The sequence below is a fragment of the Marinobacter sp. H13 genome (genome assembly GCF_059072335.1).
In genome coordinates, this window is the sequence record NZ_JCACRU010000001.1 from 1 (window position 1) to 20,653 (window position 20,653).

The following is a 20,653-nucleotide window of genomic DNA, read 5'->3' on the forward strand; positions in this document are numbered from 1 at the left end:
AACTCGCCAACCAGGGCCTTCGTTGCACCGATCATCTGTGTATTGTGAGCCGATTCTGCATATAGACTCTTGCACTTATCGACAACCAGCTCCGGAGGCGTCTCGTGGAAGGTGATTGCACCAAATGATAACGATGGAGGAACATCGCCCCGGTTGATGGTGGCAGAGTATTCAGGGATACCCGTTGAGCCTTCCTGACGCTTCACGATATTCAGCTCAACATTGGCAACTGCGCCAGATTCGATTATGTCTGAGAGGACTTTGCCACAGCCTATGGGCGGCAGTTGGTTTGGGTCCCCCGTCAAGATGATACGTACCGACGGATCAAGGTGCGTGATGATCCGATACATGGTCGGCAGGTCGATCATACTGCTTTCGTCGATAACCAAAAGGTGCTTGGGCTGAACCAATGAGGGTGAGATAGGCTCTTCCCGCAAAAGGCGAGCAATCGTCATTGTAAAAAAACCGATGCTTTCGTGCAGTCGCATAGCCGCCCGCCCGGACAAAGCCACGGCGTGTATTTCATAGCCCAATGAAGCATAAGCCTTTAGCACAGTCCGAAGTACTGTGGTTTTTCCAGTACCGGCTCCGCCGGTAATGCAGGACACACCGTTGGTAAGACTGGATTCGACCGCCTTCAGTTGCTGACCAGTAAGACTGTAGGGCAGCTCCAGGGCCGATTCGGTCATCGCTTTGAAGACGGATTCATCTTGATCCGTGATGATTGCCAGTGTTTTGAGCCGCTTGGCGACGACCGACTCCATCATTATCTGGGCGGTCGGGTGATAGGTGCCGGTCTGCGGCCTGAGAATGAACTGGCCATTGAGATAGCCATTGGCAAAGACCTCGGCAACCAGGTCTTTATCGCCCAGAAGCTTTATGATCTCGGGCCTTAAAACTTGATGCGTTGCGTAGGTGTGACCTTTTTCGACCTGCCTGCGGATTGCGCTTTCCAGGGCAGCTGCGAGCCTCACTGGAGCTGATTTCTCAAAGCCCAATTGCTCGGACATCGCATCGATGTCGGCGAACGGCATCCCAAAGCCCAGCAGAGCCCAGGGATTGGCTTTTAGGATATCGACAGTGCGCTCATCGTGATATTTGAGAATACGCTGCTGAATACGCAGCGGAATGCCCAGTGAAGCGAGCAAGTTCGCGTGTGCGAGATTCCGATACTTGGCGTAGCCGTTATGCAGGGCTTCAATTGAGGCGTCGCTCAGAACGTCTCTCAGACGCTCTCTGTGCTCTTCCGTGTCCGATTGGAGCAACGGGTGCAGGTCGCTCCCGAAGGCTTCCCAGAGGGCGCGAGCTTTCGACTCACCAATTCCAGTGAAGTCTTTCTCGGTAGCGATGAAGCGAATGAGCGCTTCACCCGTTTCCGGCAGCGTGCATTCCATCTCAGCCGGATCGTTATACAGATGCTGCTGAAGCTCATAACCGCCCGCCTGGACGGCCTCAAGGGCCCGCTGGCCGCGAACCCGCCACTGCTGCCCCACCGACGGCTGGATCGGTAGAGACTGGTTTTCGCATCGGATGCTGACAATGTACTTGCCCGAATTGATTTTGTAACTGTCGGCTTTGAGAGGTACGCCTGTGAAGATCGTATACTTTGAGCCACTGTGTTGGCAGCTGGTAACACGGAAATAGTCTTCATGCATCGGGCGCTACCCCGAACTCGGTTAGGACCTCCGATAGCTCGCCATAACGCTTGAGCTTGGCTTCGAGGGTTGCCACACGAGCTTTCAGCTCGATGTTTTCCTGCTCCAGTGCCGAGAGACGCCGGGACTCCAAAGCTTTCTGGTTGACCGTGGGATCATAGCGTTTGGGTTGAGACCTCTGAACCGAAGCCTCCTGAGTGAGTGGTGGCAGCACACCCCGCTCACGTAGACCTTGCTCTAACGTTTCCAGGGCCTCCTTGATGGCTGGATTCTGACGCAGAGCGCTTTTGCCGATGCCAATGGCTTTCGCTACCTCGCCACGGTTTAACTGGCCCCGGTGAACGATTTGCTCAAAATCCTCGTCCGTTTGCGTGGCCGCCCAGCGTTGGAAGCCAACGAGGTTCTGGCGAGCTTTCTCTTGTCCATTAGACATGCTTTAAACTCAGCACTTTTTCAATGACGTCAACGAAGCCATTACGGAAGATCACCTTGCCGTTTTGGTCCTTGATACTTCCACGTTCCCCTCGAACCCAACCCTGTCGCATCAGGAACTCATCAGAAATCGCTTCCTTCAGTGCGTCCAACTCATGACTCAGGAAATTTGGAAGTTGTGATTCAACCGCAACTTCCGAACCGGAACGGCAGTCAATTTCTAACTTTTTGATCGACGCAAACCCTTTATTTTCGGCTCTTAGGTGCCGCACTTGCGCAATCAAATCGAGGGCAAGGTAACGATGAGTTGGGTTTCCCAGCTCATCCACCCAGTCGTATTTCCCAGACGGAGTGATTCGACCTTTGATTTCTTTTTTCTTCTGATCGCCAAGCGCCTGCCATGCATCAATCACAGCTCGATACGGTTCGCCCGGCTTATTCCGAATCGTTTGAGTACTTGGAACCCCACGATTCGCGCCAAGCTTGGCAATCGTTGCGATTCTAAAATCAACGGCACCCGAACCATGATGCTCCTGACAGACTTCATGCAGCGCTTCCAGAGATTTTCTCGAGCGAGCGCTTTTTAGTTGGCTCAGAACCGCCTCGTAGACTTCGTTTGGATCACTCATCGCAGATCTCGATTCCTAGCGGGAATTTCAGAGACCCGTTCATGACCGATTCGATCTCTTTGCGTATGTCGCCGAATTTCAACGGTTCAGCAAGGTCTTCTAGCGAGATTTGACCGTTCACCAAGCTGTCAGCAAGGTGCCAGTCATTCCCTGTTTGCTTCATGAGCAATTGAACAACCTGGTTGGCAGCGCGTAGCTGTTGGTCATCGGTTAGCCTGAACATCGCCGGAGCGATCCCATTGGTGTCAGCAAGTTTATCTAACATCTGAGTGAGCAAAGGCTGTGCCCTGGACGCACTTGCGCTTTCGTAGATTTCGGCGTTCGCACACACTTCAGCCAATAGCCTGAAATCGCTTTGCTGCTCGTCCAGATGCATATCCATTTCCACGTAGTTTTCACTGACAATCAATTGCTGTTTATCCGTCTCAGTTTTGTTTAAGAGTTCCGTAGATTGAGTGATGAGCCGATATAAGTGCTGAAGGTCGCACGCCAGCATGTCGAGTTTTCTGGCTTTTTCTTCATAAGCAGCAGTGACTTTTTTGAGTTTTCTTTCGTTCCCAAACATCTTACCTGCACTCTCAGCATCGTAGCGTTCATCATCGAACGCTTGCCTTTGTTCCTCAAGCTCGTGGTATTCCTTACGGATGACGTTAATTTCGAGAATAATTTCGTTGACGATGGCCGATAAGCCACCAAGGAAAGCTGGGCCCGTGATGAAGAACCGGCATCGTGGGCAATTTCTTGTTCCCAGATAGCCGCTGGGAACCGGCGCGTAAAAGGCCTCTTGTTTCCGCTCGACCAACGGCTCACCACCTTGGTCACACTTGGCCCCGCCCACGGGACAAATTCCGATACTCATCAATTGAAAGGCGGCGGCTGGCCAGTTTGAATTCAAACACTGATCCAGAGTGGTTCGATCTGTGGCGATGAGTTCTGATCTAGCCTCATCGATCTTCTTCTGAATGATGAGGTCCTGGTAGCGGTCCAGACTTTGTTCGAGCGCCCGTTTCTCGGCAGCAGCCAATTCCTTTCGCATCATGCTATGGCCAACTTTCGTGTAGTAAATCGTCATTACGAGTGACGCATGGCCAACCAACTTCGAGATCACGGCGATGGACATTCGCCCATCGACAATATACGCCGTAATCAGACTGACCCGTAAGGCGTGGGGGGTGAACTGGCTTTTGTAGTCCACGCTGTTCTTTTTTTGAATTCGCTCAGCCAGATCCTCACCGGGGCTCTGGCTATGGAAAAGCAAAGCGGGCAAGGTACGTGCGAAGGCGGTTGTCGTGAACATGGGCGACACTTTGTCTTCGCAAGCCAACGAAGCCGGATTGCGAAACAAAAACGCCTGCTTCCCCCTTCTCTTGAGGATGTCCTTGTTGGTTCTTTGTCGAAGCTTGATTGCAGTCCAAGGGGTTAACGTTTCGATTGGGTTGTACTTGGCTTGCCAATCCCGTAATCGGATCACCCAGTAGGCGAGGTCGTCGGGCATATGGGGTACGCTGTAGCCCCCGAGTTTCTTTCCGGTTTTGTTCGTCGTGATGTAGGAACTCAGTTCGCCGTCTTCGCCTCTTCTCAGGAAGCCCTGATTGCGCTTCGGAGTGGCAAGATGGCTGATATTCTTGACCCAGAAAACCTTCCCGCCGCGCAAAACCGGAATAAACTCATCTCCCTCACCGCTGTCCAGCCAACAGATCTGTTGGCCTCGCAAGGGCATGGATAACAGCGTGTAATTCGCCACAATTTTGACCGGCGACCAAAGTTCGTAAGCCTCCTCAAAATAGCGCTCACCATTCTGCTTTTTTCGGTCCTTGGTCACGGTTCGATAGATGCAGTTTGGGTCATTCTCATCGATCAGTCTTGGATCGACCTCAAACCAACAATCCTCTAAAAACGGGTGCAACAGGTAGAGGTCCCGCAACGATGTTGCCTCAGGCGGAATCAGGTGCGTTTTGGCTCGCAAAATCGCGTCCAAGGGCAGTGGCGGTTTGTTGGACTCGCTCCGTCGGTAGCTGGGAAACTGATCCAGCAGGCCCTTGAGCACCGTTCGTAAGGGGTTGCGGAATCCTGGCAGGAAAATCAGCTCGCCCTCATCATCCACATCCGCGCAATAATTCTTCAAAACCCATTCGAGAAAATCCGCACAGATGTTATGCCTAGGTTTTTTTACGGTATCGCCCGTTGCGTGAACAAAAGCCTCATAAGCACTCTCATTAAAAGGGATGTCCCTCGACAGCATGGCCCCAGGATCGTCGATCAGCTTCTGCCCCGCCACGTAGACCCTGAGAAAAGCCCTCAAATGTGAGTATTTGGCGGCTTGGTTTGTGCCTGCCTCCACATAACGCTGGATGGCTTCCCAAAACCTCGGATAAATGGTCAGCAATTCAGGGTCAAAGGCGCTTTCGTTTCCTAGAAACATGGGCCAGCTTACCCAGTTCTCAGCGTAGATTTTATCAGGAACGCTCGGCAGACTGGGGTCTTGCCGGTAGCCCTTGTTGTATTCAGGTCGTGATGTTAAGCCCAGTTTCTGCGCGGCCTCGGACGCTTCGGCGTAGGTGGCGTAGAATTTCTCGCCGGGACGCTCTGTACCCAGAAAATCGTACCAGTCCACCCAGTTCTCAGCGTAGGTTTTATCAGGAACGCTCGGCAGACTGGGGTCTTGCCGGTAGCCCTTTTTGTATTCAGGTAGTGATGTTAAGCCCAGTCCCTGCGCGGCCTCGGACGCTTCGGCGTAGGTGGCGTATTTCTCGCCCGGGCGCTCTGTACCGAGAAAGTCGTACCAGTCCACCCAGTCCTCAGCGTAGGCTCTATCAGGAGCGCTCGGAAGCCTGGGGTCTTGCCGGTAGCTTTTTAGGTATTCAGATTGTGATGTTAAGCCCAGTCCCTGCGCGGCCTCGGACGCTTCGGCGTAGGTGGCGTAGAATTTCTCGCCGGGACGCTCTGTACCGAGAAAGTCGTACCAGTCCACCCAGTCCTCAGCGTAGGCTTTATCAGGGGCGCTCCGCAGCCTGGGATCTTGCCGATAGCCTTTTGCGTATTCAGATTGTGATATAAAGCCCAGTCTCTGCGCGGCCTCGGACGCTTCGGCGTAGGTGGCGTATTTCTCGCCGGGACGCTCTGTACCGAGAAAATCGTACCAGTCTACCCAGTCCTCAGCGTAGGCTTTATGAGGAGCGCTCGACAGGCTGGGGTCTTGCCGGTAGCCCTTGTTGTATTCAGGTTGTGATGTAAAGCCCAGTCTCTGCGCGGCCTCAGACGCTTCGGCGTAGGTGGCGTATTTAGTCGTCATGCGAGAGTCCTCTCGAAATTGCAGATATCGGATGCTGTTCGGGTGAGAGTCTCTTCAAATGCGCCCGCATCTGTTTCTCAGTGAGTTCGGTGTATACCTGCTGACTTTCTATTGATTTATGATGCAGCGCGTTTTTAATGATCAGGGAACTGGATTTGGCGTCAGACAAAGCCCGCCCGTATGAGTGACGATGGGCATGGGCCGTTGTTCCAGCTTCTTTTGAAAATGGTAGGCCGACCCGCTCTACTGCTCTTTTGAGCGACTGGTTGTAGCCTTTAATCGAGTGAGGAGCGCCAGTGCGAGTTGTAAACGCAAACGGATGCATTCCATCATCCGAATACCGCTGATACATCAAGTACAACCGCCATAGCTCATTGAAAGTTTCGCCGGCAGATTGCGGAAACCACCAAACCGTCATGAAGTGGAGGTCTTCGTTATCCTCCTTCGGATTTTTCCATCCTGCATGCAGGGTGTGAGACTTCGGATACTCGAATCGGGGCTTTAGTCCGAACCGCTGAAGCAGCTCTTCACGTCTACTTGGGCTGTTCGGACTTAGCTTCCCTTTTTCGGGGTGAAAAACTTTGACGAGCGCCGTTCCATCCTCCCAAGGGATAATGTCTTCTACCCAAAGGTGGAAGCACTCGCTGAGCCGAAGCCCTCCATAATGCATCAACATGGTGATCAGTACATTTTTCAGGTCGAGCCGCTCATGAATCCTATCGCTGGTCTCGAAGCCGTATCGAACGAATCCGTCCCAAAGCAAATCATCAATCCGTCCTTCCGGAAAACTTTTCGTGCTTTCGGTACCTTTTGAGCGAGAAACCTTCCTGGGCATGACATATCGAAAATAAGAGGGGTCCGGCTTGCTTGCCCAAAGATGGGAGAAAAAGGCACGGCGCTTTTTCTGATAATGGGCTGCCAAGCCCATCCATTCCTCATAACGGGTTGGTTTAACCTTCGGGTTTATCTGGTATTTTTTCTCTTCGTGTTGCTTAGCCAACCAGTCTGTGTAGTGTGTAATGAGCTTGATAAGAAAAGCTGCATCGTTGTCTGAGCGTGGCTTCCAACGCAACCAACTGGGGTCATTACCGTTTTCACCAATCGTTCCCGTGTACAGGCTGTTGGAAAACTCTCGGAAAAGCTGATAGTGCTTATCAAAACAGCCCTCGTTTTGCTTTGTGTAATCGATCAAAAGCCGGACTGCGAAGGCGCTTCTGTCTTTCCAGCTCCGTGACTTGTTCCGATGGACGATCAAATAGTCCAGATAGCTTCTCAACAGGCCATCGTGCGTCACGATTACCGGAAGACTGACCTGGAGTCCGGTGTTATCTACTCTGATGTTCGCTTCCAGACAAACACTATTAAGCACATTTTTTCTCGTATCTGTAGTATGTTTTTAATAGTACTATAGTGGGATTAAAGTGAAGAAGAAAGTGCGGATTAGGAACTTTGGGGGATTTTTAAGGTGTTTTTAGTACAGAAACTTCATTCTACTAATCGCAAAACGTGCACTTATTCCAGGAGCAGCCGTTGGTGACCGGCAGGATCAGTGACTTGGCTTCACTGGGAGGCCGGAAGACCGGCTCCACGTAGTCGATTGGAAAGCTGTACATAGTCGGGCTCGGATTTGAGAATTCAGAAATTACTTACTGGCGATATCAGGGCAGAAACTGGGCTTTCAAGTCAGCGCAACCGGGGCCGACTACTGGCATATCCAGCATGACGGCCTGGGAGGTCATGAACGGAATGCCCCGGCGGTGTGCGTCAACCAGAAGCGTGGCAAGCCCTCCCACCAGGGGCATGTGGGAAACGATCAACAGGGGTGATTCGTGATGCTCAATCAATGCATCAAGGCAGGCTGCCGGGTCGTCGTCCGGAGTGATAAACATCTTTTCTTCAACGGGACAATTGAGAATTTCGGAGACGATCGCCGCCGTTTGCCTGGCACGCACATAGGGGCTGCTCCAGACCATCTTCGGTCGCCAGGGCGACTCCGCGATGCGAGCGGCAACCTCAGCCACGCCAAGCCGGCCGGCCTCTGTCAGTTCACGTTCCTGATCCAGCGTATGCCAGCCAGCTTCCCCATGGCGCATGATGAGCAGTTGCAAGGGCTCTCTCCTTTCCGGCCTGGTCCCGGTTCAGCGGGCCTGTTACTGGCTGATGGTCCGCGGCAGTATAAATTCTACGTCGGAATTCTGGACCGACATCATGAGGCTATTGATGACCGCCTTGATTGAAGCGTTGTCATAGAGGATCTCGTAAAGCCCACGAACCAGTGGCATGTAGATCCCGATGGCCTCGGCTTTCTGCTTGACGAGCTTCAGGGTATAGATACCTTCGGCCACCTGCCCGAGCTCCGCCACGGCATCGTCCAGTTTCTGGCCCTGGCCAACGGCATAACCCACTCGAAAGTTCCGGCTCTTGGATGAGGTGCAGGTCACGATCAGATCACCGACACCCGCCAGCCCCATGAATGTCATTGGGTTGGCGCCGAGGCTGACGGCAAACCGGCTCATCTCTGCAAGACCGCGGGTAATCAGCATGGCCTTGGCGTTCTCACCCATTTCCAGGGCGGAGGCAAGACCCGCAACAATCGCATAGATGTTCTTCAGTGCCCCGGCGAGTTCCACGCCATACACATCCACGTTCGCGTAAACGCGAAAATACTCGCACCCAAGGAGGTCCTGAACCGAGCGGCGTACATCCGGATCCTTGGCGGCAATAACAGTGGCGGTCAGATCCCGGTTTACGATTTCACCAGCCAGGTTGGGGCCACTGAGCACGCCAGTACGACAACGAGGGATCTCTTCCTGCAGAATCTCGCTCATCAGTTTGAAGCCGTGCTCTTCAATCCCCTTGGTGAGGCTGATGACAATTTGCTCGTCGCGGAATTTGTCGCTGTTCTCGCGGATAACGGCCCGAAAGGCTTTGCTCGGAATGGCAACAAAGACGATCTCGGCCTTGCTGACAGCGTCCGCCAGGTCTGTGGTGGGCTGAATGTCACCGGTCAGCTCAATGCCTGGCATGTAGCGGCTATTGATTCGGGTGCTGCGGATCTCTTCGGCCTGGGCTTTGCCACGCATCCAGAAATGAACACGGTGACCGTTTTCACCCAGCACCTTGGCCATGGCAGTACCAAAACTGCCACCGCCCAGAACCGCCACATCATGTACTGGCGCGGCTGCCTCAGTGTTCCGGGGCGTCGATTGTTCAGACATAGTTCTTCCGTTCTGTCAGATCAGGTGTGATACCGGCAATTTCGCACCAGGGCGGCGCAGTTAACCGGGCTCTTCACATTCCAGAGCGCGCACCAGATTCTTGAATTCTTCCCTGTTTCGGCTGTTCAGGCCCATCAGCACTTTATGGGCATCAAGAACCTTGTCTCGAACCTGTTGTTCGCTGGCCCTGAGTACGGGAATCTCTTCAAGCTCTTCAATTCGGGACGCGGGTTCTCGCACAATAATAAAGATCTTGTCGAAACCCATGGAAGTGATAATGCGGGTAATATCGGGATTGGTCGAAATAAGTGTGGGCAGGAAGTTGCTCTGTTTCTGGGCCGCCATCGCGATCTTGGCAAGCAGTCCGAGTGTGGTGCTGTCGATAATCTCGGTCTCGGTCAGGTCGATCACCACGGTCTTGAACTCCGGGTCCTGGGTGATGGACTCAACCAGATTGTCCAGCGTCGAACACAGGTTCAGCCGGATTTCCCCAATAAACTTCAGGACATAGATGCCCTGTTTTTCAGCTTGCAGGATCTTGTAACCAGCCATGTTTCACACTGCCACTAATTCGACGGGGTGTTATCTGATCCGTTAATGGTATCAGTTACCGATACGATAGCGATATCGTCCGGCAGCTCTGTGATCTGTTCCAGATGCAGAGCCTCGTTCAGAGAGGCGATAGTGTGACGACCTCCCGATACGAGTTCAAGCAGTGTCCGCTCCTTTTCATCCAGTCCCTTTTCCCGGATAACTTCCAGAATTCCATCCGAAAACAGGGTCAGATGAAACGGTTTGTTCAGGGGAACCTCATACACTTCCCATTCCGGCGTCTCAAACAGCCCTACCGGAAGCCCGCTTCCCTCGAGAAACGCAGCCTCCCCACCCTCAAAGGACAGGATAGGCATCGGGAAATGGGCGCCGACTGCATAATTCAATTTACGTTCGCTCAGGGAAATAATGCCAACGAATACGGTTACGTGTTTACCGAGGCCGGTATCCAGCAACTCGGAATTGATGCGTTCCAGGAATCGGTCCGGGTACAGGATATCTTCACTGGAGCCCCGGCGAAGGTTTCGCTGCAAGCGGTTGGTCAGGTTCTTCAGCAATACGGTTACAAACGCGGAACTGGCGCCATGGCCGGAGACATCGGCGATGTACACCAGAACCTTGTCGTCGGAAATACGGAAGTAATCCAGAAAATCACCGCTCAGGTAAAGCGATGGCTTTATCATGTGGTCCACGTGCAGGCCACTCATCACCTGTTCATGCTCCGGAAGCATCCGTAACTGGACCTTTCGGCCAGCGCGCTGGTCTGCCCGCAGCTCGGCGATGCCGTCCCGCAGGTCACGATTAGCCTCTTCAAGCTCCTGCCGGTAAAGCTGATTCAGCCGGTTGACCCGGACCCGGTCGAACAATTTCCCGATAACATCGTCCAGTGCGCCCTTGTCGTCGTTGCAGGGTTTGAGGACAAAGTCCGCCGCCCCGGCCCTGAGGGCGCTGACCACATCAGCGCTGGACTCGCTGGACGAACAGGCGACGATCGGCGTGAATGTTTCGGCTTCTTCCAGGCGATTGGCGAGATCCCGGATGGATTCCGGAGGCAGGTCTGCAAAGATGACATCGGGAATGTTATCGTCAAAAAGCGCCTTGGCGCTGGCGAGATCCCGGTAGCCGGTCACGTAGAACCCCCTCGCTTCAAGGTAACGGGCGAGATCCGTACGGGCCTTTTCATCGGCGTCTATTATAAGTATGCGCTCGGTGCGCGAGGTCATGGCGACTGCCCTAAACTACCAGCGATAAACGATAAATTGGCTTGATTAAGCCTATTCTGGCACGCCCCTGTGATATAACAAGGCCAAGTTCATGAAATCGGAGGATTCCATCTGATGCGACGTGCCGTAAACGATCTACTCGGAGCCTATGACAAGCTGATCATGGATCCGGTTCACGGAGGCATTCCGCTTTACCGGCACGAGATCCAGGTGATTGATCACCCGCTGTTCCAGCGACTGCGAAACATCTGCCAGAACGACATCCTGAGCCTGGTCTTTCCCGGCGCAACCCATTCCCGTTTTCTGCACAGTATTGGTGTGATGCATGTGGGCACGCGCATGTTCCGCTCGATGATCGACGCCTACCTCAGGGAGCGCCAGCTCAGCGAGCAAACCGACCTTAGCCTGAGCCAGCTCGACGCCATCGACTATCTGGCCAAAACCATCCGGTTGGGCTGTCTTCTGCATGACAGCGGGCATTCAAGTTTTTCCCATCAGTTCACCCAGGCCCGGCGCATCCGGGAACTGATGTCCCGTCCCGGCCGCTTCCGGGATCTGTGGCGCGGCGTGGATTATTCCGCCTACCACCCGGAAGAACCCGACGAGCTGGAACACGAGCATTATTCCGTGCGTGTCGCCCACGATGTGCTCATGGCGGTGGATCTCGAAGGTGCGGGGCTTTTCGCCCGGGACGTTATCGGCATTATGGAAACGACAGACGTGAAACCCAGTGAGACGTTCTGTCGTCATGCCCGCACATTCTGGGCCTTTATTGCGGGAGAGGATGCCGCGGCGGGATCACCGCTCAGCGAAAACATTCCCGGGCTGGTGATGGATCTGCTGTCATCGATTGTATCCGGCGAAATCGACGCTGACCGAGCCGATTACATGCTGCGGGACGGCTTCCACTCTTCGGTAACCATCGGCGGTTTCAATCTGGACCACCTTCTGAGCAACCTGCGTTTTGGATGGGATGTGTCCGAACCCTGGCTGGGGCTGGCCATAACCCAGAAAGGACTGGGGGCGCTCGAGGACTTTGTCTACAGTCGTCACCAGATGTACCGCAAGGTTTACGCCCACAAGACCGCGCTGGGCTTTGACTGGCTGCTTCGGGAAGCGATCAACGAAGTGCTCGATGACCCGGAGAACTTTGAATGGGTGGATACCTGCCTGAGCGACATGGCCTACTTTGCAGAACTGACCGACAACTTCTTCTGGGAGGCGTTTCGGAAAGTGGCCCGCAAGCACCCGAAGAGTTTCTCGTTCTGCATTGTAAACCGGGTGAAACTGAACCATCTGGATACCCGGGAAGACCTCTCAGCCAGGGGGATCGAACGTCATAGCGCATGGTTGGCCGAAGAGCTTTCTCTCAGCCCTGCCCAGGTAGTGACCTGTTCGATGCGGGCGCGCTTCTCGAACATTCAGGACAACTTCAACGGCATCAAGGTGCTCGTGCGCGAACCTATCCACCGCACCCGGTCGTTGAAGAAGATCACCGACGTCAGCGCCTTCTTCAGCAAGTTCAGTGACGGCACCATCACACATTTCTATACCCGGCCCGATGTGACCACCGGTAACCAGGAGTCTCTCACTGAGTAGTGGGAGGTGTCGTCAGTTCGGCAACCAGTCCGCAGGCACTGTCGAACGCGCCTTCTACCCGGCCGCCACTGAGCCAGTCGCCTGCGAGCCCGATCTTGTAATCCGGGAACCATAGATGGCCAGGATGTTCTCCGCCTTCAGAGCGCGCGTAGAGCCAGCGATGGGTAACCACGTCGTCCGGACCGGTATCGAAGCCGGTCGTTTCACGAAACGCAGCCAACAGTTTTTCGGCCACCTCCTCGGCTGGTGTGTCCACATGGTCTTCGGTCCAGGCCGGGCTGGCGTGCAAAACCCACCACTGGCCTTCGTCGTCTCGACCGGGCTTGCTGGAGTTGTTGGCCACCCAGAACAGCGCCGGGTGCTTGCAGCGCATGCCTTCGTGATGCGGCCAGGGCGATACCGGGAAGTGGGCGGCAACGGCCCAGCATGGCAGAACCCGGCTCACCGGATCGTCCAGGTGGGAGGCCAGAGCGTCGAGGCCGCTGTCCGCCAGCAAATCCCGAGCCTGTGCCGGAGGCGCGGTAACGATAACTGCATCAAAATCGCCGAGGTGCGAGCCGGCGGTGGAAAAGAGCGACCAGGACTGGTCGTTTCGGGCCAATCTGGCAACGCGTGTCTCGGTAACAACGTGAGCGTGTCCGGACAGGGCCCGGGTAATCGCTGTCATGCGGGGAATACCGACGTAACGGGTCTCCTGAGGGAAGGATTCCCATTTATCAGCATTCGTCTGGAAACCAAACCGTCCTTCCCACGGTCCGAAGCTTTCAGGGCCGGCAAATTTCTGGAGAAACGGCAGGAAATCCGGGTTCCGGGAGGTGAAGTATTGCGCGCCCATATCTGCTGATCCGCCGGTTACCCGCTTCGCAGCGAGCCTGCCACCCGGTCCCCGGCTTTTTTCGAAGACCGTAACGTCATGGCCGAGACCGCGCAGCTGGATAGCGGCGGTCAGCCCGGAGAGGCCTGAACCGACAATGGCGATACGGCGTATAAGTGACGAATCAAAGGTTTGATTAAACATGGTTTATCGTGCATCCAATTACAGTAGTGAGATCGTACTACTCTCCATGAAACACCAGCGGCATCAAGACTGAGTGTGCGATCAAGATTCCATTAAAGAGAAAGGGCAATCAGGGTATGACCCGAATGCAACATTGGCTTACAAACATTCTGAGGTGGTTCGATTCCGAAGCAGGTTCGGATCACATAGACACCACGTCCCGATCATTCAATTTTTTACGCGTTATTCCGTTCATTGCGCTCCATCTGGCCTGCCTTCTGGCGTTTTACACCGGCGTAAGCGCATTCGCCATCGGATTCGCGATTGCTTTCTTCCTCGTGCGGATGTTTGCGATTACCGGATTCTACCATCGTTATTTTGCCCACAAGACGTTCAAGACCAGCCGGCCTGCCCAGTTTGTATTCGCGGTGCTCGGCGCCAGTGCGGCCCAACGCGGCCCGCTCTGGTGGGCTGCCCACCACCGCCATCATCATCAGCACTCCGATGATGTTCAGGACCTGCACTCGCCCCATCAGGGCGGATTTTGGTGGTCCCACATGGGGTGGTTCACCTGTGACGCCGGCTTTGCGACCGACGAACGTCGGATTCGGGACTGGCTGAAATTCCCGGAACTCAGGCTGATTAACCGGCTTGACGCTCTGGTACCGGCTCTCGCCGCCGTTGGTATTTACGGGCTGGGCGAGGCGTTGGCCGGGTGGGCTCCGGGGTTGGGGACCAACGGTCTGCAGATGCTTGTCTGGGGATTCTTCATTTCGACCGTCGTGCTGTTTCACGCCACGGTATCCATCAACTCTTTGTCCCATGTGTGGGGCAAGCGCCGATTTGAAACGTCGGACGACAGCCGAAACAACTTCTGGCTCGCCCTACTTACCCTGGGCGAGGGATGGCACAACAATCACCACCGCTGGCCGCAATCTGTTCGTCAGGGGTTCCGGTGGTATGAAATTGACATCACCTGGTATGGGCTATGGCTGATGTCGAAGCTTGGCATCATCTGGGAGCTCAACCCGATACCCAAGCACATTCAGGAAGAAACACGCGAACTGGATAAAATGAGGAGGAGCAGGCAATGACAACCGCCTCAAAGATCGAAGTAGGTACGCGTAATTCGGCGGTGCCGGCAACGCTCGATAATTTCAGAGCGCTGTTCAACGAACTCGACAAGGGTAATCTGAACAAGCTCTCCCGGGTCTACAGCGAGGATATCCGGTTCCAGGACCCACTGAGCACCGTATCGGGCCTGGATGAGCTGACCCACTATTTCGCCGGGGCTTATGCGAACGTCATCTCCTGTCGCTTTGAATTCGGTGAAGCCGTTGTTCACGGGGAGTTTGCCGCCTTGCCCTGGGTTATGCACCTTCGTCACAAGCGCCTTCGCAAGGGGCGTGAAGTCCAGGTGCAGGGCATCAGCCACCTCGAAATCCGGGACGGGATGGTGTGCTACCACCGTGATTACTTTGACGCCGGGGAAATGCTCTACGAAAACCTGCCGCTGATTGGCAGGGCCATTCGCTGGATCAAGGATCAGGCAGGATGAGTGATCGACTTCAGGAAACCTCGAATATCTGGATTACCGGCGCCAGTTCGGGCATTGGCGAATCCGTTACCCGTGCCCTGGCACGCGGTGGTCACCGGCTTGTGATTACCGGCCGCCGACAGGGTGCTCTCGAAGAACTGGCTTCTGCAGCGCCAGACCGGATTATACCGGCGGCTGCAGACACCACCAGCAAAGAAGATCTCCAGGCCATTGCAGGTACGCTGGAAAATCACGGCGACCTGAACATGGTGATACTGAACGCCGGCACCTGTGAATATCTGGAGATAGCGCACTACAACAGTGACGTTATCGAGAAGAACATTCACACCAATGTGATTGGCACGGCGCGGTGTCTCGATATTGCTCTGCCGGCCCTCAGGCGCAGCCGGGCTAAAGGCCAGCCGGCGACCCTCGTGATCGTCAGCTCTTCCGCCTGGTGGTTCCCTTTCGGCCGGGCTGAAGGCTACGGCGCTTCCAAGGCGGCGCTGACCTATTTTGCCCATGCACTCCGGGCAGACCTTGACGCCGAAGGGATCGACGTAGTGGTGGTTTCCCCCGGATTCGTCAAGACACCATTGACCGATCGGAACGATTTTCCAATGCCTTTTCTGGTTTCTGCAGAGGATGCGGCGGAGCGCATTGTCAGTGGTCTCGCGCGTGGCAAGAATGAGATTGCATTCCCCAAGCGCTTCACCTGGATGTTGAAAGCGCTGGGCGCCCTTCCCCGGCCCTTGATCGACCGTATGTCGGCCTCTATGGCCCGTAAAAGCAACACCGAACAGGAAAATAATGGATGAGTAGTGAGCGTCAGCGGATTGCTGTCATTGGGGCCGGCGTTTCCGGCCTCACGGCTGCCTGGCTTTTGGCCGAGAAACACGATGTTCAGGTTTTTGAAGCGGGTGACTATGCCGGCGGTCACACAAACACCGAACAGGTCGAAGCCGGTGGCCGGACCTGGCCGGTGAATACCGGCTTCATCGTATTCAACGACTGGACCTACCCGAATTTCATCAAACTGATGGAGCGGCTGGGAGTTCCATCGGAAGTCAGCGACATGAGCTTCAGCGTGGACTGCAGCAGCACCGGCCTGCAGTATAACGGCACCAGCCTGAATACCCTGTTTGCCCAGCGAAAGAATCTTTTCAACCTGCCGTTCCTGAAAATGGTGAGGGAGATTCTGCGCTTTAACAAGGAAACCCGTGCAGACCTTGAAGCCGGCAATATCAATAACGAAGAAACACTGGGGGAATACCTGAACCGGAACGGGTACTCCCGCTATTTCAGGAACTACTACATTGTTCCGATGGGTGCGGCGATCTGGTCAGCACCGGAAATCGTGCTGGAACAGTTTCCAATCCGGTTCTTCCTGCAGTTTTTCAACAATCACGGCATGCTGTCTGTGGATGACCGCCCGACCTGGCGGGTGATTTCCGGTGGGTCTGCCCAGTACGTGAAGAAGATGATGGAACGGCTGGGTGATGGCATGCACCTGAACAGCCCTGTCGACAGGGTTGTCCGCCATGAGGACGGTGTAACCGTGACTGTCAGGGGCGAAGAACACCACTTTGACCAGGTGATTTTTGGCTGCCACAGCGACCAGGCCCTTGCCATGCTCGCTGACGCGACCGACAAGGAACGGGACATACTCGGAGCCATAGCCTATCAGAACAACGATGTCGTGCTCCATACAGACAGCAGCGTGTTGCCGGACAATCGCCGGGCATGGGCTGCCTGGAACTACTTTATTCCGACCCACAGTACTGAACCGGTTTCTGTCACCTACAACATGAACATACTACAGAACTTCCATGATGCCCCGGAAACCTTCTGTGTGACCCTCAATCGCAGCCGAGATATCGACCCCGAAAAGGTGATCAAGCGCTTCGAATACGCCCATCCGGTATTCACACTGGACGCGGTGGCAGCCCAGGAACGCTACGACGAAATCGGTAACCAAAATCGAACCCATTTCTGTGGTGCTTACTGGTTCAACGGATTCCACGAAGATGGCGTTCGCAGCGCGTTGCGGGTCACCGAAGCGTTCGGGGTGGAGCTTTGACCGTGAACAGCCAATGGCTGGAGGGTACTGTCCGGCACAGGCGGAAGTACCCGGTGCAACACGAATTCAGCTACAGCACCGGCATGCTGGCCCTGGACACCGACGAGTGGAACCAGGTTTCCGATATCAGCCCGCTATTTTCCCTGGAACGTTTCAACTGGATGTCTCTGAAGCGCAGGGACTACTTCCGTCCGGAGACAGGCGACCTGTCCGGGGCTGTGCGTGACCACGTGGAACGGGCCACCGGCTGGCGTCCGGATGGAGAAGTCGAGCTGATTACTCATCCGCGCTACTTTGGTTACGTGTTCAATCCGGTCAGCTTCTATTTCTGCTACCGCGCCGGCGAGTGCCCGGCGGATGGCGTGGTTCCAAAGGTCATCGTTGCCCAGATTACCAACACCCCGTGGCATGACCGTCATGCCTATTGCCTGGAGACGACCGGCGCAGAGCCGAACCAGGCGGGCTGGCGCACCGAACAGTTTGGTTTTAGCAAACGCTTTCACGTGTCGCCGTTCAACGGCATGAACCAGCACTACGAGTGGACATTCAGTTTCCGGGGCCCTGATCTGAGAATTCACATGAATGTTCTGGAAGAGGGCCGCAAGCATTTTGATGCCACTCTGGTAGTCCAACGTACCCCTCTCACTCGTAAAGATGTGCACAGAAGTCTTCGAAAGTTTCCGCTCGAGGCATTCAAGGTTGTGGCAGGTATTTACTGGCACGCCCTGCGCCTCAAGCTCAAAGGTGCGCCGTTCTACACCCACCCCGATAAGCTTTCCGAGGACGATACCGCCTACCGCCGTGGGCACGATGATTCCGGGCTGGATATCACCAGCTCTGAGACCAATGACAAGATTCGTGGAAGGGTAAGTTCATGGAGAACCTGAATACTTCGGTTGAAAACACCAAATCCGAATCGGGCAGCCTGCCGGCTATCAGCCGTTTCGCACGTACCCTGGTGATTCAACAGCTCCGTATGCTGGGCGAGGGCAAACTGACGGTTCGGGAATCCGGATTCGAGGATCTGGTATTCGGGGATGGCGACAGCCAATACCAGCCGGCAGAGCTGATTATCCACGATCACAGCACCTGGAGGGACCTTCTGACTGGCGGAAGCGTCGGCGCGGCGGAAGCGTATGTCGCTGGTGATTGGTCAACCCCCGATCTGGTTGCCCTGCTCCGGTTCTTTACCCGCAACGTCGACCGCATGAACGAGTTTGAAGACCGGTTCAGCTGGGTTACCAAGCCTGCCCTCAAAGGTCTGCACTGGCTGAACCGGAACACCAAGGAAGGCTCCCGAAAGAACATCAGCGCCCACTACGATCTTGGCAATGACCTGTTCGAGACATTCCTCGATCCAACCATGATGTACTCGTCGGCGATCTATCCCAGCGCCGAATCGAGCCTTGAAGAAGCGACTGTGCACAAACTGGACACCATCTGCCGGAAGCTGGACCTCCAACCCGGGGACAAGGTGATTGAAATCGGCACCGGCTGGGGCGGCTTTGCGATCCATGCCGCCAAACACTATGGCTGTCATGTCACCACGACGACCATTTCCAGAGAGCAGCTGGAGCTCGCGAAAGAACGGGTCCAGAAAGAGGGGCTGGAGGACCAGATTACCCTACTGTTTGACGATTACCGGGACCTCCAGGGGCAATTCGACAAACTTGTTTCCATCGAGATGATTGAAGCCGTTGGCCCTCAGTTTCTCAACAGCTATTTCTCCCAAATTAACGCCCTGTTGAAGCCCGACGGGTTGGCTCTGGTGCAGGCCATTAACATGCCGGAGCAGCGGTACCAGAGAGCTTTGAAAAACGTTGATTTTATCCAGCGATTTATCTTCCCGGGGAGCTTTATTCCCTCTTTCGGAGCCATCCTCGAATCGGTTCGAAAAGAAAGCAAGCTGGTACTCACCCATGCCGAGGATACCGGCTTCCACTATGCCAGGACCCTTCACGACTGGTGCGACCGGTTCATGGCCCAGCGGGACAAGCTGGAGTCGATGGGTTACGACGAAGGATTCCGGCGCCTGTGGCACTTTTACTTTGCCTATTGTGAAGCGGGCTTCAGCGAGCGGGCCATTGGCGTTGCGCAGCTGGTGTTCGCCAAGCCCGGCAACAAACGCGAGAACATCTTGAGCGTATGATCGCCTCCGAAACTGCCCGTAACGTTCTTAATTTCCTGCTGTTCCAGGCAGGCTGGTTTGCCTGCGTGTTTTATCCCGGGCTGATCGGCGCCGGGATCGTGGTGATATTTCTGGTGCTGCATTTTGTCCTGGTCAGCCAGAACCGGATGACCGAGCTTCAGTTCATCGGCCTGGGAACCGTCGTCGGCTCAGTTCTGGACGGCATCTGGTTCCGGACCGGCATTCTGGACGACGGCTCCGGACAAGTGATGCTCACTCCCCCTTGGCTTGTCGCCATCTGGGCCATCTTCATGACGACTCTGAGCCATTCCCTCGACTGGATCAGCAAGAAAGCCTGGCTGCCCTTCGTACTTGCGCCCTTTGCCGGCCCCTTCGCCTATTGGTCGGCGAGCCAGCTCGGTGCAGTGCAGCTGCCAGACTTGCTGCCATCGCTGATTGCACTCGGGTTTGGCTGGCTGGTTGTCTTCCCGCTGCTGCTTTTCGCCCGCAAAACGCTTTACCCGGAGCTGGTTCGATGAAACGCGCTACCTGGTCAGTTTACGTGGCGCTGTTGGCAGTCGCAGGGCCGGCCGCGGCCGCAGATTTCAGTTTCATCGGTACCGCAAGCACGGGAGACGGCAACGTCATTTACGAAGAGCGCCATTCCGTTGATGGTACCTGTGAGGAAGGCGTATTCCGGCCCCGGCAACACGAGGTGACCTACTTCAAACCGGACGCGGACGAGTCATTCGCCCGCAAAGACCTTGAATACGAGGTTTCAGTACTGCGTCCGTCCGTAGACTTCGTTCAGCCGACATTCAGTGAAGAAATGCAGATCACCTACCCTGCACCCGACACTTTGGTGATCGACTGGCAGACGCCAGGCGGCGATTCAGAGCAATTCGAGGTGACATACCCGGAAACTACCCTTGTGGATGCCGGGTTCGATAACTTCGTACGTCAGAATTGGCAGAGTGTTGTGGCTGGCGAGCCGGTTGAATTCCGGTTTCTTGGACCTACCCGGGGCGAGCATTATGGTTTCGTTCTGGAACGGGTCGAGAACGACCGGGTGAATGCTGACCATGTCGTACAGATACGCCCTACCGGCATGGTGCTGCGTTTCCTGGTCGACCCCATCGTGCTGGGTTACAGCAACTCGGGTGCCCTTTCCGACTATCTGGGCCTCACCAATATCCGGAAAAACCAGGATGAAAACTACACCGCCCATATCCGCTATAAAGTGAATACCACCCCGGATTGTGAACTGACCCCCTGAAACTGTCGCCCCTGCCAAGGCAGACCCCGGGGGTC

The 20,653-nt window shown here is 55.1% G+C and carries 19 protein-coding genes and 1 pseudogene; 9 read left to right on the forward strand and 11 right to left on the reverse strand.

What is annotated here, in order from left to right:
* From AC5JQH_RS00005 to AC5JQH_RS00050, 10 genes and pseudogenes are all read right to left on the reverse strand, one after another.
* Window positions 1-1,655: AAA family ATPase (locus AC5JQH_RS00005; protein ID WP_493805112.1), on the reverse strand; the 1,655-nt coding region annotated here is incomplete at its 3' end.
* Complete coding sequence (locus tag AC5JQH_RS00010; RefSeq protein ID WP_092032536.1) at window positions 1,648-2,088, reverse strand: VPA1267 family protein; 441 nt, start codon at window positions 2,086-2,088, stop codon at window positions 1,648-1,650. The genes AC5JQH_RS00005 and AC5JQH_RS00010, both read right to left, overlap by 8 nt.
* On the reverse strand, window positions 2,081-2,716 hold the full coding sequence (gene gmtX, locus AC5JQH_RS00015; RefSeq protein WP_493805113.1) for a gamma-mobile-trio protein GmtX: 636 nt from the start codon (window positions 2,714-2,716) through the stop codon (window positions 2,081-2,083). The genes AC5JQH_RS00010 and gmtX overlap by 8 nt, the downstream gene beginning before the upstream one ends.
* The gene (gmtZ, locus tag AC5JQH_RS00020; RefSeq protein ID WP_493805114.1) at window positions 2,709-6,008 is read right to left on the reverse strand and encodes a gamma-mobile-trio integrase GmtZ; all 3,300 of its coding nucleotides are present in this window, start codon (window positions 6,006-6,008) and stop codon (window positions 2,709-2,711) included. Before gmtZ ends, gmtX begins: the two co-directional genes overlap by 8 nt.
* A complete protein-coding gene (gene gmtY / locus AC5JQH_RS00025; RefSeq protein ID WP_493805115.1) occupies window positions 5,998-7,377 on the reverse strand; it encodes a gamma-mobile-trio recombinase GmtY in 1,380 nt (459 codons plus the stop codon). Before gmtY ends, gmtZ begins: the two co-directional genes overlap by 11 nt.
* A gap of 127 nt (window positions 7,378-7,504) precedes the next feature.
* Window positions 7,505-7,621 (reverse strand): annotated as a pseudogene (locus AC5JQH_RS00030) (radical SAM protein); the annotation flags it as partial.
* Window positions 7,622-7,666: 45 nt separating this feature from the next.
* Window positions 7,667-8,116, reverse strand: a complete 450-nt coding sequence (locus AC5JQH_RS00035) for a SixA phosphatase family protein (protein ID WP_493805116.1) — start codon at window positions 8,114-8,116, stop codon at window positions 7,667-7,669.
* Between the two features lie 42 nt (window positions 8,117-8,158).
* Window positions 8,159-9,226 (reverse strand): NAD(P)H-dependent glycerol-3-phosphate dehydrogenase, encoded by a 1,068-nt coding sequence (locus AC5JQH_RS00040; protein WP_008171642.1) that lies wholly within the window; start codon window positions 9,224-9,226, stop codon window positions 8,159-8,161.
* A 60-nt stretch (window positions 9,227-9,286) separates the two neighbouring features.
* Complete coding sequence (locus tag AC5JQH_RS00045) at window positions 9,287-9,778, reverse strand: STAS domain-containing protein (protein ID WP_008171643.1); 492 nt, start codon at window positions 9,776-9,778, stop codon at window positions 9,287-9,289.
* Between the two features lie 14 nt (window positions 9,779-9,792).
* Window positions 9,793-11,001: a PP2C family protein-serine/threonine phosphatase gene (locus AC5JQH_RS00050; protein ID WP_008171644.1), complete on the reverse strand. Its 1,209-nt coding sequence runs from the start codon at window positions 10,999-11,001 to the stop codon at window positions 9,793-9,795.
* Window positions 11,002-11,115: 114 nt separating this feature from the next.
* Between AC5JQH_RS00050 and AC5JQH_RS00055 the strand changes: the two genes are divergently transcribed.
* Window positions 11,116-12,600: an HD domain-containing protein gene (locus AC5JQH_RS00055; RefSeq protein WP_062784253.1), complete on the forward strand. Its 1,485-nt coding sequence runs from the start codon at window positions 11,116-11,118 to the stop codon at window positions 12,598-12,600.
* Here AC5JQH_RS00055 and AC5JQH_RS00060 read toward each other — a convergent pair.
* Window positions 12,590-13,618 carry an NAD(P)/FAD-dependent oxidoreductase gene (locus AC5JQH_RS00060; RefSeq protein ID WP_286803515.1) on the reverse strand — a complete coding sequence of 343 codons (1,029 nt, stop codon included), beginning with the start codon at window positions 13,616-13,618 and terminating at the stop codon, window positions 12,590-12,592. The two genes, AC5JQH_RS00055 and AC5JQH_RS00060, sit on opposite strands and share 11 nt — an antisense overlap.
* A gap of 116 nt (window positions 13,619-13,734) precedes the next feature.
* Here AC5JQH_RS00060 and AC5JQH_RS00065 point away from each other — a divergent pair, with 116 nt between their 5' ends.
* The 8 genes from AC5JQH_RS00065 to AC5JQH_RS00100 are packed head-to-tail and all read left to right on the forward strand — an operon-like array spanning window position 13,735 to window position 20,618.
* Window positions 13,735-14,691, forward strand: a complete 957-nt coding sequence (locus AC5JQH_RS00065) for an acyl-CoA desaturase (RefSeq protein ID WP_493805117.1) — start codon at window positions 13,735-13,737, stop codon at window positions 14,689-14,691.
* Complete coding sequence (locus tag AC5JQH_RS00070) at window positions 14,688-15,155, forward strand: nuclear transport factor 2 family protein (protein ID WP_053115352.1); 468 nt, start codon at window positions 14,688-14,690, stop codon at window positions 15,153-15,155. Before AC5JQH_RS00065 ends, AC5JQH_RS00070 begins: the two co-directional genes overlap by 4 nt.
* On the forward strand, window positions 15,152-15,952 hold the full coding sequence (locus tag AC5JQH_RS00075) for an SDR family NAD(P)-dependent oxidoreductase (RefSeq protein WP_014577143.1): 801 nt from the start codon (window positions 15,152-15,154) through the stop codon (window positions 15,950-15,952). Before AC5JQH_RS00070 ends, AC5JQH_RS00075 begins: the two co-directional genes overlap by 4 nt.
* Window positions 15,949-17,214: an NAD(P)/FAD-dependent oxidoreductase gene (locus AC5JQH_RS00080; protein ID WP_493805118.1), complete on the forward strand. Its 1,266-nt coding sequence runs from the start codon at window positions 15,949-15,951 to the stop codon at window positions 17,212-17,214. Before AC5JQH_RS00075 ends, AC5JQH_RS00080 begins: the two co-directional genes overlap by 4 nt.
* A gap of 2 nt (window positions 17,215-17,216) precedes the next feature.
* Window positions 17,217-18,101: a DUF1365 domain-containing protein gene (locus AC5JQH_RS00085; RefSeq protein WP_062784245.1), complete on the forward strand. Its 885-nt coding sequence runs from the start codon at window positions 17,217-17,219 to the stop codon at window positions 18,099-18,101.
* Window positions 18,089-19,363 (forward strand): class I SAM-dependent methyltransferase, encoded by a 1,275-nt coding sequence (locus tag AC5JQH_RS00090; protein WP_493805119.1) that lies wholly within the window; start codon window positions 18,089-18,091, stop codon window positions 19,361-19,363. Before AC5JQH_RS00085 ends, AC5JQH_RS00090 begins: the two co-directional genes overlap by 13 nt.
* Window positions 19,360-19,881, forward strand: coding sequence for a DUF2878 domain-containing protein (locus AC5JQH_RS00095; RefSeq protein ID WP_053115357.1), 522 nt, complete (start codon window positions 19,360-19,362; stop codon window positions 19,879-19,881). Before AC5JQH_RS00090 ends, AC5JQH_RS00095 begins: the two co-directional genes overlap by 4 nt.
* On the forward strand, window positions 19,878-20,618 hold the full coding sequence (locus AC5JQH_RS00100) for a hypothetical protein (protein WP_493790889.1): 741 nt from the start codon (window positions 19,878-19,880) through the stop codon (window positions 20,616-20,618). The genes AC5JQH_RS00095 and AC5JQH_RS00100 overlap by 4 nt, the downstream gene beginning before the upstream one ends.
* Window positions 20,619-20,653: the final 35 nt, after the last annotated feature.